We start from the raw sequence: 12,843 nt of genomic DNA, 5'->3' as shown, positions 1-12,843 counted from the left end.
TGTTGTCCTTAATTCATTGCTAAACGTTGGCGGCATTTTTCTAACTCTTTACCGTGTTCATCAGCTAACGCAGCCTCGCGCAACTCCCGTAAGTTAATGGGCGTTAATTTGCTTCCTTGCTGCACAACGATATCCATTAATATTTGGAAATTACGCAATCCTCTCGCATGAGTGTCGCTATAGCCCTTAACAACACGTTGGCACTGAGTAATTTCTGTCGCTAGAGCTGGGTTAACTTTCGCTGCTTCAATCACAGTGGTGAGCCATTTTTCAATACGTTGCGTTTCTAGTTGATAGCGTAATGTCGAACGCCGGCCTTTTCGCCATGCCGCTAATACATACAACTGTAAAAAACCAAATAAAGAACTGGTAGTGATAGTGCGCCCTTTTTCGGTCATTTTGCGAAGCGCTTTGTGTAACCAATGTGGGCGCATTAACCAGCGCCCCAAATTTTTGGGAAGCGTTTCGCAAATCTCTTCAATTCTTGGATGCATAAATTCATTGATATCCAATAATTGGCTATCTTTTGCCTGTACTTCATTACGAACGCGAGCAAAGCGGCTATCACGAATTTTAAGGTCAGCAACTCGAATGGTGTCTTCATAGGACATCCACAGTGCTAAGTGGCGTGCAAGTGCTCGTTGCAAACGTTCATCTTGTCCACCCTCTTGCGCAAAGAGGTTATTGAGGCGTTCTAAATACAAAGAGGCATATGCAGGATCTTGGTAATCAATAAGTCGGCGAACCCCTTCAGTGACGAGATACTGCGCATGAGGAGAAAATTCGTGTTGGATACGCGCTAATAGCTGCGATACTTGTTTATTTTTTGGTGAATATACGATGCTTTTTGTTGATTCAGATTGGTACGCATCTTCAGGTGTCGCGGCTTTTTCGGCTCCTAATGTAAAAGCTCGCAAACTTGGCTTTACACCAACACCACCGCGGACAATCGTTTCTTCGAATTGTGCACGGCTAAATGGCAAAACACCGGAGCCAAACAATGCACCAAATAAAACAGCGCTGATCACACTGCCGCTTTCTTGTGCCGCTTGCGCCATATCAAAATGAATAAACTGGCGTGCGGATGCCGCAGCATGACGAATCAATGCTTGGCTATCGACTCGCCCATCACCCATCGCTGATTTTTCAGCAATGGAGTAAACCCGATGTGTCGAGCTAATTAATGTTGTGCGCTCTGGGGTAACAAAACCACGCTGTACCGCTCTGCCCGCTTCCATTAACTCAGAAGCCAATACAACATCTACATCACCAGGCATGGGCATCAGAGCTAACACAGGTGAAGGTGTTTGAGGGTTGTCAGCCCCCGGGAAGAGTTCTACATAATATATTGTTGCCCCTGTGCGCTGTGCCACGCCAGGAACTGAAGTTGTTTGGGCAAAATAGCCGTTTTCTTCACCTAGGTTAACAACCCAGTCAGCAAGCACCCCACCACCTTCACCACCCATGGCTAGAATGGCAATTTTAATCGGCTGTAATGCAACTTTTGTCGATGGTAATGCAGTTGATAACGAATTCATGCATCCCCCTTAAAAACTAAATTGTTCACGACGACGTGCATCACGGCGCTGTAGATAACCAATAAACCAACCACGAACACGGTGACGTAACTTGTCCCAACTATTCGGGTTAGTAATAATTTGAGCCTTAAAGAATGAAGGGCACAAAACAGCCGCGTGAGAGACTTCACCACATAACCCACAGCCGACACAGCTATCCATCACTGTTGCAACTGGGTCTGTTCTTAGTGGGTCTTGACTTGGTTTAATGGATAAAGACGGACAACCAGACAAACGAATACAAGAGTGGTCTCCCGTGCAGGTGTCAGGATCGACCCCGAAACGCTCACGTACCACCCGTTTACCGGCAGCAACATCACTGCGTACTTTTTTCTTTTCGCGGCGTTGTTTGTTTAACATGCATTCGCTTTGTGCAATCAGAACTTTTGGGCCTTGCTCATCGGTTGTTAGGGCTTCACGTAGCGTATTGGTCATGGCTTTTAAGTCATAGGTGTGTTTAATGGTTTTCACCCAATTGACCCCAACCCCTTTTACTGCTTTTTCAATTTCATGGCCGGTGCTGCGAGTTGGGTTCAGCGCTGTCGACGAGAGAATATCTTGCCCTCCCGTTGCAGACGTATAGTTGTTATCAATAACAATTGTTAAATTATCACTACGATTAAAAACACTGTTGGCAATACCACTGGTTAAACCGTTATGCCAAAAGCCGCCATCACCCATCACTGAAATTGCACGCTTCCCTGCTTTTGCATTCAAGGCCGCAGCACCTGCGCCACCTAACCCATATCCCATGGTGGTGTTACCTAAATTAAATGGCGGCAAGATAGAAAATAGATGACAGCCGATATCGGCACTGACATGGTGTTCGCCTAATTCACGCTCCACTAATTTCATCGCAGTGAAAATAGGTCTTTCAGGGCAACCTGTGCAAAACCCTGGTGGGCGAGCATGGACAGATTCTTCTAATGTCGGCTCTGCCGCATTGACGTACTCAGGTAAGGATTCATCAGGCTGTTGAGTGGTAATATTAATCGTTGGGATACGAATTTGTTTTGCAGCCGCTTTAACTTGTGGCGCTATCTTTCCATAACATTCAAAGAATGAGCGTAAGCCCACAAGTACTGTCGCAGTATTATATTCTCCCGCCATTGGCAACATATCCTTACCATGGAGAGCAATATCAATCTTGCGTTGACGTAAAATATTCGCCACATTTTGCTCGACAAAATTTGGCTGCCCCTCTTCCAAGATTAAAATCGCTTTTTTATGGCGACAAAAACGTTCAAATTCATCATCAATCAATGGATAAGCTACATTCATCACATATAAGGGAATTTGGCTATTACCAAATACATCGGCTAATCCAAGCTGATTTAATGCGCGGATCAATGTGTTGTAACAACCGCCTTGTAGTGCAATTCCAACATCATCCGAGTCCTCGGAAAAAAACTCATTTAACTCATGTTGTTGAATAAATTTAACTGCTGCTGGCCAGCGAGCTTCTATTTTTTCTTTTTCATGTAAGAAACTAGCGGGAGGTAATACAATGCGACTGACATCTCGGGTTGGGTTCTCGAGTGCATCCTTGACGGTAAATTTTGGATGTTGGTTATCCGCACAAACAAATTGCCCATGAACATGACAAGAACGAATACGCATTTGTAACATAACAGGTGTATTACTGGCTTCAGAGAGCTCAAAGCCATCTTTCACTGCTTGAACGATGGACGGTAAGTTGGGACGAGGGTCAAGCAACCACATCTGCGATTTCATCGCAAAAGCATGGCTACGCTCTTGCATAATAGAAGAACCTTCACCATAGTCTTCACCAACAATAATTAAAGCCCCCCCTAACACCCCACCAGACGCTAAGTTAGCTAAGGCATCAGACGCGACATTGGTTCCTACAGTGGCTTTAAACGTCACGGCGCCACGCAGTGGATAATTTACAGAGGCTGCTAAAGTTGCCGCTGCAGTTGCTTCGCTTGCGCTATTTTCAAAACGAATACCATATTCGGATAAAATATCTTGCGCATCAGCAAGCACATCCATCAAATGGGAGATGGGAGCACCTTGATATCCAGCAACGTAAGATACGCCTGACTCTAATAACGCTTTTGTGACAGCAAGGATCCCTTCACCACTAAAGGTTTCACCTTGCCCCTGCCGTAATTTTTGAACTTCTTGTACAAACGATCGCTCAGCCATTTTAACCTCACCAATCAACATCAGAACGTTTTTATCTTTCTTGTGTTTCTTATTTGTATACCTTTTGTTAATTAAAGGTCAATCCATGATTAATCATGTAAATTAGATTTATGCAGAGAGTGGATAAGGCTTGCAGACAGGGGACAAATAGCGAATTAAAACAACCAGAAAATTCGTTTTCTTTCTAAATAACTTAACAAAAATAACCCAATAAAAATAAATAAAAAATACTGAAAAGTATGAATCAAAAGGAAATAGATCTCACAAAAACAAATGAATCAGGAAAATAAATCACCATAAACAAATTACTTAGAATGTTAATCTAATCAAATAAGAAGTAGATGGGTAAATATAGAATACAACATGAAAAATCATGTATATTTTGCTATTGAAAAATAAAAATAACTTTATTTTTTATATTGTTATCGATATCACAATAATCACATAGTTTCTATTTTCTTGCAGTTTTCGGATAGTTTCTGCATGTTTTTATCTAGGTAAGAAAATATGTTTATGTTATGTTCAGTTCATAGTTGGTTACAAAATAATTAACAAAATGTTAATAAAAAAGAAGAAGGAATCCATTTAACTTAAATGGAAGTCATTCCTTCCTCAGATAATAAACTATCAAAAATATAATAATTAATTGAATTCATTGAGAAAAACATATAATAAGCAATATTAGTCAGACCCACTTTTGGTTATTCTATAAAGTAGGGCTGGCAAATCATTTTGGAGGTACCTCCGATGTTGAGCAACTCATGGTCCCATTCATCTGCACCTCAGATTGAAAACCAACTCTGTTCTTCAGAGCGTTTATTATTTACCTCAGCAGATCCTGAAGAGATTAAATCGATGGTTGGCCGAGTCATGAAGCCTCATCAATTTAACTCACTTAATCCGCATCAACGTCTTGACGCTCGTATGCACTACATCCCAATGGGGGACATTTCTCTTAGTCGCTTGCGCTATGGTGCAGACGTTTCTATTGCACCGGGGCAATTACAAGATTTTTTTCTAGTGCAAATGCCTCTATCAGGTACAGCAATCATCGAAAGTGGCGGAAAATGTATTGAATCAACACCGCAAATGGCGTCACTCCTCAGCCCCGAAGAATCAACAACAATGCGTTGGAATAGCGATAACGATCAATTCATGTTACGTATTTCACGGTCTTTACTTGAAAGATCGCTAGTGGGTCAGCTGGGACATATTCTCGATAAGCCCCTAGTCTTTGAATTAGGATTTGCTTGGCAGTCCTGCATTGCGTGGCGTACTTTAATGAATTACCTCATTGAATGTGCAACCCGTACACCCGATCTTTTGCAACATAAACTGATCACAACACAGGTCGAACAATTAGTTTCTGTCACACTTCTTTCAACCCAAGGCCATAATTATACCGAAGATTCAGGCATGCGAAGAGCAACAATCCGCCCCCGGCACGTACGTCGAGTACAAGAATATTTAGAAGCGCATGCCCATGAGCCAATCACCGTTGAGCAGCTTGCACACATCGCAGGGGTCAGCTTACGTAGCTTATATGCTGGTTTTAAAGAGTTTTTAGATATCAGCCCCATGCAATATTTGCGCGATTTAAGAATGGAACGTGTTCGAGCAGAACTCCTTTCAGGAGAAGCCACAAGCGTCACAGGGGTCGCTTTACGTTGGGGTTTTGCTCATATGGGGCGTTTCAGCGCGGAATATAAACAACGTTATGGTGAGACCCCAAGCCAAAGCATGAAAAAAGCCTAAATTCTCAACAATATCTTTCTTACAAATAGCCCCATATTGTTATGTAAAGGCAATATGGGGGTTTTAATATGCAAATATGTTTTAAAAAGGTATCGATGCTTTCAAATAAATTTGGGAGCCTTCCGGCCGGTTTCTGACTTCAAAATCCTTTTCCCATTTAGCAGTAAATAACCATCCTTGCGGGTTTGCATAGCGAATTGAAGGGCCAATGGAATAAGCTCGAGCTTTCCCTTGTGCTGAATTTGGCCCACTGTCATCTGTCGTTTGCCAAAATGCATAGCCCCCAATTCCTGCCACCCAACCATTACCAAACCCCCAACCTAGGGCGTAATCCGCATGAAAAGCTTGGCCTGAGCGTGTTTTAGTATCGTTATTACGGAAGTTAAAGTCATACATCATTTTCAAGTCAGCATTAACACCAACTGGAGGAATATAGCTAATTGCCCACACTGGCTGCAGTGCCCAGTAATTCTTACCTAGGCTTGAGGGATCTGTTTTGCTGTATTTACCCGTAGGCGCATATGCATCTAGTCCAACCACATAGTGTAAATCAGCTGAAGGGTGAAACCCTAATGCAGGACCAAATGTAATGTCACCAAGGCCGCGACTGGTATCCTTCTTACCAGCGGCTTTCGCAGTGACATCCAATAATGGCACTATCGTATGAAAAGCGAGGTCACCACCAAAGACTTTTTGGTCTGTCACCCAAATCAGTCGAGGTGCTAATACGTTCACATTGACGCTAAACCCCGGAACTGGGATTTTATCTCCTTTATTATCGCGAATACTGTCGTAATGCGCATTTCCACCATACATCAGTACATGAACCCCTTGCGGCGGCAATGCACCTGACATAAAGTTTTCTAGCCCATCAGGGTATACCCCCAAACCGCCGCCTTCGGTGGCAATCGTACCAAACGATAGTACGCAGAGACAAGAACCTGCTACAAGCTTACCGATTATTGTTTTTTTCATCATGTTTCCTGCCATAGTGGATTGTTTTACTGTGTGTGCTTTGCCTGTTATGTCGCAAATCCCTTGCGGATTTATTATGTCCTGCGTTTGACTGTCAATTTTTGGGCAACAAGGTAACCTGAGCCACCACCAAGACCGGGACCAGGGTGTGTTGAAGCACCGATATGAAAAAGATTTTTGACTGCGGTTTGATGTGTCTTTGTTTGGCCCGTCGCAGAAAAAGGTCGCAACCAGAAGAATTGATCGGGAGAACATGTCCCTGAATAAGGATCTCCGCCGACAAGGTTACAGTTATAGTTTTCCAAATCTGCCGGAGAAATGGCTTTGCGGCCAACAATAAGCGAAGAAAAGCCGGGCATAACAAGTTCCAAACGTTGCTGAATTCGGTCAGCAACAGCTTCTCGCACTTGCTCATTCCAACACCCATCATCTGGTATTGAAATTTCACCAGCAGAATCCCCTTTTAAAACTCGGGGAAGCTCCTGCATTTGGATCCATAAGATCCACCCTCCGTCAGGAGCTCGACTGAGATCAAGCGCGGTGGGCTGGCCAATACCAAATGTCGGTTTATCCGGTAAGTAGCCATTATTTGCCTGCGTTACCGACAAACACACTTGTTCCATGCTTTCGGTGAAATGGACCAGTGGTACATTTAGCAATTCAGGGTTACACCACGGGGGAGGAGCGCTTAAAGCAAAATGAATTTGCATTCCCGCCCGTCCATAGCGGTAGCCTCTAGCTTTTTGTCTTACTTGGGAGGAAACATTATCGAGCAATGAGCCATATAACTGCGTTGGGGTGACGTTACAAACCACACTTTCAGACGCAGTGACGATTTGCCCATTCACTTTCACTCCTGTAGCTCGTTGGTTTTTTCCCTCACCGACAGTGATAATTTTTTCAACATGCATACCCGTTTTTAGCTGACCACCGTGTGCTTCAATGACCTTCGCAAAAGCCTCCACAATGCGAGCACTACCGCCTTTCACTACAGGCATTCCCCCTGCGACCACAGCTGCAAAGGTTAATTTTCCAATTAATGCAGAGCTGGCTTCGTCTGGCCCCAGTCCAGTATGCAATACCCACGGTGCCATCAAAGCTCGACTAAAATCATGTTGTAATTCACGTTCTGACCAACGGCGAAAGCTTTCTATTCCCGCTTTTGCAAAATCAAGCAAGCCATCAACCCCACGTTTTCGCCATTCTGAAAATAATAATTTCAACATGTTAGCACTGTAGGGATTTTGCCCTAATAGGCCAAACGTCAGTGCTGCGTCTTGCGTAAACAGTTGTTCAGCCATATTACGAAATGCTAAGCCGTCCCCGGGAGCCAATTGGTCAAGTTGTTTCGCCGCTTGGCCGATATCCCGCTTCAGTGCTATCGACTGGCCATCCGGTTGCACTAAACCCGTTGAATAATCACACTGAGCAAACTCTAATCCATACTGTTTTAAATAGGGTTCTAACTCTTGGTATCCTGGGCTGCCAACAAATAAGGAGTACCAGCAAGAAAGTAGGTCGTGGGTATAGCCTTCAAATAAATTTTCAGTGCGGATACAGCCCCCTAAGCGGTCATTTCGCTCAAGAACCAAGACGGACTTTCCACGTACCGCCAACAAGGTGGCACACATCAATGAGTTCAGTCCACTGCCCACGATAATCACTTGAGGGGTCGAATTTGTCGTCATACCTCACCCCACAAGTGCGAGTACACGTAGCGGGCTACCTGAACCCCCTTCAATTTTAAGTGGCGCAGCAACTATCACGATGCCTGTTGCAGGCAGTTTGTCGAGATTCGTCAAGCATTGCAGGCCATACTTATTATTGCCATGCATTAAAGTGTGACAGGGATAAGGTACTGGCCAACTGTATGATTGACCCGCATCTGTATTAATGGTTTCAACACCAAACCCTTTGACATCACGCTGATGAATTAACCACTCTACCGCTTCTTGAGATGGCCCTGGAGTGTGTGCACCATCTTCTCGCATGCTTACATAAGCAGTAGGGTCATTTGCCTTTTTCGACCAATCCGTTCTAAAAAGTACCCAAGCCCCTTTAGGTATTTTGCCGTGTGTTTCTTCCCACTTTTGTAAAAACTCCACAGTTAACACCCAATCTGAGTTTTGAGCGACTTCTTTACTGGCATCCACCACGACCGCTGGTGCTACAAAATTTTCCACAGGAATAGTATCAACGGTGTTATTGACTTGGTCTTTACCACTAATCCAATGAATTGGCGCATCAAAATGCGTACCAGTATGTTCTCCACAGCTAAAATTATTCCAATACCATGCTGGGCCGTTATCATCGTAGCGAGAAATTTGTTCCATGCTAAATGACCATACTTGTCCAAATTGTTCTGGCAGTTGCAGTGCAGGAAATGATGGAGACAAGGTTTGTGTCAGGTCAATAACTTGAATATTTCCTTGCTGCAATTGTGTAGCAAATGCCATTAATGTTTGCTGGTTCATAGTCTCTCCCGCGCTCAAGGCGCTTCATGTAGGGCAGTAAAGCTACCGCCATGGAACACTAACGGTTTACCCGTTTGACTACCGATACGGCGAACATGCCCCACCATCAATAAATGGTCACCAATCGTGTCTTGCTTATGGTTTTCGCACACCAATGTGGCAATAGCGCCATGCAAGGCAGGAACACCTTCTGGTGTCAGGTGAATCGACACATCTGCAAATTTGTTTTCAATGCGCGGGTTCGCAAAACGCATCGCAAGCTCTTGGTGACCATGCCCTAAAATATTGATAGTAAAGTGAGAACAATCACGAAAGACCGCTAAATTGGGTGAGTGATTTACTAAGCTCCATAGCACTAAAGGTGGATCAAGTGATAACGAAGCAAATGAGTTGATAGTCAACCCAACATCACGCCCATCTGCAGTTCGAGTGGTCACAATCGCCACGCCTGTTGGGTAGCATCCCAGCAGGTTGCGCAATATTTTTGATTCAAACTCAGTTTGGCCCCATTCGCTATCACACATGGCTATATCCTCTGCAACCATAGACATATTGATATCTCCCCCATTAAGCTCTGGCTTCTTCAATCATTTGTGATTGAATATAAGCCTCACAGGCAGCTCCATCTTTCCACCAAGGGAATAATACTGGTGGATAATTAAAGGCATTCGCGATGGTGTGTGCGAGGGATGGCAGCTGCTGGGCTGCACCCAATAGATGTAAAATATGCGGCTCAGGTGGAGCGAGTAAAGAATTGGTCCATTCCACAACATGGCGACCATATTTCCAGAACTGCTCAAATGTGTCATTCATCCACTCGGCAGTGTAGGGCTTGTCACCACGGGCTAAGATTGCGTCATAGTAAACTTTGCAGGCTTTGGTCGCGTTATTTGATCCTTGGCCAGTCAGTGGATCATTGGTGACTAGTGCATCTCCTAAACCAAACACAATGTTACCTGATGGCAAAGTTAACACTGGTTTTCGCACTGTTGGTGCAAATCTTCCTGCTAAGATGCCATTATCATCTGTTAGTTCAACGTTGTGACAACGTTCAGCTTCCCAAGGTAAATAGGTATTGAGAATTTTTTTACTGTAAGCCAAATGTTCCTGTGGAGTACGTGCTTCATTCCATTGATCCATCGGCCCACCGGGGATCCCCTCAAACACCATAATGTGGCAATCACCGCTATTCGTCAGTGATGGGAAGACGAAATACTCCCCTACACCAGGGATCAAATTGAAAGACACTTGTGAAAATTCTGGGGTTGGTAACATGCCATGCACATAAGTCAGTGCTAAGGCACGTTGTGGCTTGTCATAAGGTGAGCGGGTCGTATCGCGCTCAAGCAATTTCACTATTTCCCCTTTCCCGCCAGCCAACACGACTAAGTCGTGCGTTTGCGCTAAGCGTTCCAGTTCTGCGATACCAACATCTTCAATGCGTAAATTCCCCCCACGAGCAGCGAATAATTCCATCCAGTAAGGCATTTTGATACGTTGGTCGACAGCTTGGGCGTAATTATCGAGACGCGAGCGCCAAGAAATCACTTTTTCCCCTGCTTTTTCGGGATGAGGAACAGTAAAACCAATGCCTTCAACTGGCGGACACTTTTCTTCCCAAAAATTGATCCCTAAATCACGCTCAAATTGCAGTGAAATATCGAACATGCACTGACTCGACATCACGCGGCCATTTTTAACATCATCTGGTGTGCGGTTGGTGGCAACCGTGACTTCATAGCCTTTATCAAGTAGACCTAAAGCCAATGGCATACCCGCTTGACCACCACCTACAATAGCGATACGGCGCATAGTATTTTCCTTTGAAAAATAGTGAGAATGGTGTCTTACTGTGCAAGACGAGGGATTGCGGGCTTAGCTTGTTCAGGCCCCATAGCGGAGTAACCGCCATCAACAGCATAATCAGCACCAGTAACAAAACTGGCCAAGTCAGAAAGTAGGAACGCGACAACCTGAGCGACTTCTTCTGGGTCACCAACGCGTTTTAATAAATGGTAGTCAGCAGCGACACGATCAGTTTTTTGGCGGTCACCTCCAGTGATTTCGTCCATTACTCGAGACCAAGTCCAGCCAGGAGATACCGAATTGACACGAATACCCTCACCCGCATAATCCATTGCTTGGCTGCGAGTTACCTCCAACATGGTGGCTTTAGATGCGGGGTAGAGCCAGCGGCCTGTTTGCGCGACAGAAGAGGAAATACTGGTGAAATTGACGATGGCACCTTTGCCCGATTTTACAAAGTGTACTTTTGCAAACTGTGCGGCCATCACCGCACTTACCACATTTATGTTCAATGCAGTGAGCCAATCCTGCCTTGAGGATAACTGGCCTTCATCGAGATAAGTGGCAGCCAGATTAACTAAAAAATCGAGTTGACCATATTTTTGTGCAACACGATCAATACCTTGCTTGAGTTGTTGGTCATCCGTAATGTCTACAGACTGAAAATCAATATTCGGGTTACTTTGTGCAACCTTTTCACCATTCTCTTTATCAATATCAAAAATAGTGACGTTGACACCGTAATCACTGAGTACTTTTGCAACGGTCGCCCCAATTTTGGTTGCGCCCCCAGTGACTATAGCAACTTTGTTATTCAAACCTTTCATTTGCGATGCCCTCTCTATCACACTTATTCGCTCACAATAAATTCACAAATAATTAACAAGAGGAATGATTACGCAAAAAGAGGAAAATGGTGTAGCCGCTAGGCGCGAAAATTATCCATTTCGCGCGGTAATTTAAATAATAAAATGATGATATTTATGAATAAATAGCCACATCTTGCAGTGGCTATCCAGATTATGAAAAGTGTGATGATAGGTAGATGTGAAAAATGCTTTACGGGCGCTCCAAAATTCGTGCTCCGGGGCCTCTTTTTCCGAGTACGTCATCAGGGTTACGCAGTGGGCAATCACTTAATGATAAGCAGCCACAACCAATACAGTTATCCAATTCATTACGTAAACGCGTCAATTGCCGAATACGCTTATCTAAAGATTTACGCCATTGTGTCGACATCTCCTGCCATTGTTCTGAAGTCAGCGCACTATTTGCAGGAAAACGCCCTAGTGCATCTTGAATTTCATGTAATGGGATCCCTGTACTTTGCGCGACTTTAATAATGGCAATATAACGCAGTACAACAGAGTGAAATCGTCGCTGATTCCCTTGAGTTCGAGTACTTTGAATGAGTCCCTTTGATTCATAAAAATGGACTGTAGAAACAGGTACTCCTGAGCGTTTTGCCACTTCGCCCACCGTTAGTGCCCGCGTAAAATCAATTTTTTTCCCCTCGCTTTTCTGAGGTTTTATCGTTTTTGTGTCTTTGTCCGCCATTTTATCTCACCTTTGCTTGACCTCAACTTAACTTAAGGTTTTATAGTGCCACCCTGCTAGTTTGTCAATTGAGGTTACTTTTTAAAAGGGGATAGGTTTATGCCATCGGTGATTACCAAAATGTTAGAAAGCAATAGCTTATGGATTATTGCTCGCTTACTCATCTTGGTTTTATTTATTTCATCTGGTTTAGCCAAAGTTTTTGATTATGAAAATAGTCTGGCCGAAATGCGCGCCGCAGGTCTGCACCCAGATTGGTTTTTCAACATTGCTTCTGCCGCTGTCATGTTAGTTGGCTCTGCTCTTGTGCTATTTAATCGTCTTTTATGGCTTGGAACTGGGGCGCTAGCCGTGTTTTTGTTCCTCACAATTGTGGTTGTCCACACCTTTTGGAGCTACACGGGAGAACAGGCTCAAATCGCGATGTTTTGGGCAATTGAACATATCGCTGTTATTGGGGGCTTAATTGCTATCGCCATTGCAGGGCATTTTCGAGGTCTTTATTTCGCGTTAAAAGCGCAGAAATAGAA

General features: G+C 44.1%; 11 protein-coding genes. 2 read left to right on the top strand and 9 right to left on the bottom strand.

Going from position 1 to position 12,843, the window contains the following annotated elements; genetic code table 11:
• Positions 1-8: 8 nt before the first annotated feature.
• Together PSF28_RS16825 and PSF28_RS16820 are read right to left on the bottom strand one after the other, a co-directional pair.
• On the bottom strand, positions 9-1,538 hold the full coding sequence (locus tag PSF28_RS16825; protein WP_272685400.1) for an indolepyruvate oxidoreductase subunit beta family protein: 1,530 nt from the start codon (positions 1,536-1,538) through the stop codon (positions 9-11).
• A gap of 9 nt (positions 1,539-1,547) precedes the next feature.
• Complete coding sequence (locus PSF28_RS16820) at positions 1,548-3,746, bottom strand: thiamine pyrophosphate-dependent enzyme (RefSeq protein WP_210840020.1); 2,199 nt, start codon at positions 3,744-3,746, stop codon at positions 1,548-1,550.
• Between the two features lie 747 nt (positions 3,747-4,493).
• On the opposite strand from PSF28_RS16820, the gene PSF28_RS16815 reads away from it, so the two are divergent.
• Positions 4,494-5,501 carry an AraC family transcriptional regulator gene (locus tag PSF28_RS16815; protein WP_210839531.1) on the top strand — a complete coding sequence of 336 codons (1,008 nt, stop codon included), beginning with the start codon at positions 4,494-4,496 and terminating at the stop codon, positions 5,499-5,501.
• A gap of 81 nt (positions 5,502-5,582) precedes the next feature.
• Here PSF28_RS16815 and PSF28_RS16810 read toward each other — a convergent pair whose 3' ends face one another.
• The 7 genes from PSF28_RS16810 to soxR form a co-directional block, all read right to left on the bottom strand.
• Complete coding sequence (locus PSF28_RS16810; RefSeq protein ID WP_247605437.1) at positions 5,583-6,476, bottom strand: SphA family protein; 894 nt, start codon at positions 6,474-6,476, stop codon at positions 5,583-5,585.
• A gap of 74 nt (positions 6,477-6,550) precedes the next feature.
• The gene (locus PSF28_RS16805) at positions 6,551-8,164 is read right to left on the bottom strand and encodes a phytoene desaturase family protein (RefSeq protein ID WP_210839535.1); all 1,614 of its coding nucleotides are present in this window, start codon (positions 8,162-8,164) and stop codon (positions 6,551-6,553) included.
• 3 nt (positions 8,165-8,167) lie between these two features.
• Positions 8,168-8,950: a cyclase family protein gene (locus tag PSF28_RS16800; protein ID WP_210839537.1), complete on the bottom strand. Its 783-nt coding sequence runs from the start codon at positions 8,948-8,950 to the stop codon at positions 8,168-8,170.
• Positions 8,951-8,964: 14 nt separating this feature from the next.
• Positions 8,965-9,501, bottom strand: a complete 537-nt coding sequence (locus tag PSF28_RS16795) for a flavin reductase family protein (RefSeq protein ID WP_247605438.1) — start codon at positions 9,499-9,501, stop codon at positions 8,965-8,967.
• 16 nt (positions 9,502-9,517) lie between these two features.
• A complete protein-coding gene (locus PSF28_RS16790; protein ID WP_210839539.1) occupies positions 9,518-10,762 on the bottom strand; it encodes a styrene monooxygenase/indole monooxygenase family protein in 1,245 nt (414 codons plus the stop codon).
• Positions 10,763-10,797: 35 nt separating this feature from the next.
• Positions 10,798-11,583, bottom strand: a complete 786-nt coding sequence (locus tag PSF28_RS16785) for an SDR family oxidoreductase (protein WP_272685399.1) — start codon at positions 11,581-11,583, stop codon at positions 10,798-10,800.
• Between the two features lie 232 nt (positions 11,584-11,815).
• On the bottom strand, positions 11,816-12,313 hold the full coding sequence (gene soxR, locus PSF28_RS16780) for a redox-sensitive transcriptional activator SoxR (RefSeq protein ID WP_272685398.1): 498 nt from the start codon (positions 12,311-12,313) through the stop codon (positions 11,816-11,818).
• Positions 12,314-12,412: 99 nt separating this feature from the next.
• Between soxR and PSF28_RS16775 the strand changes: the two genes are divergently transcribed.
• A complete protein-coding gene (locus PSF28_RS16775; protein ID WP_210839543.1) occupies positions 12,413-12,841 on the top strand; it encodes a DoxX family protein in 429 nt (142 codons plus the stop codon).
• Positions 12,842-12,843 lie beyond the last annotated feature (2 nt).

Source organism: Providencia sp. PROV130 (assembly GCF_028482225.1).
GTDB lineage: Bacteria > Pseudomonadota > Gammaproteobacteria > Enterobacterales > Enterobacteriaceae > Providencia > Providencia rettgeri.
This window is presented reverse-complemented; position numbering and strand designations above follow the sequence as displayed.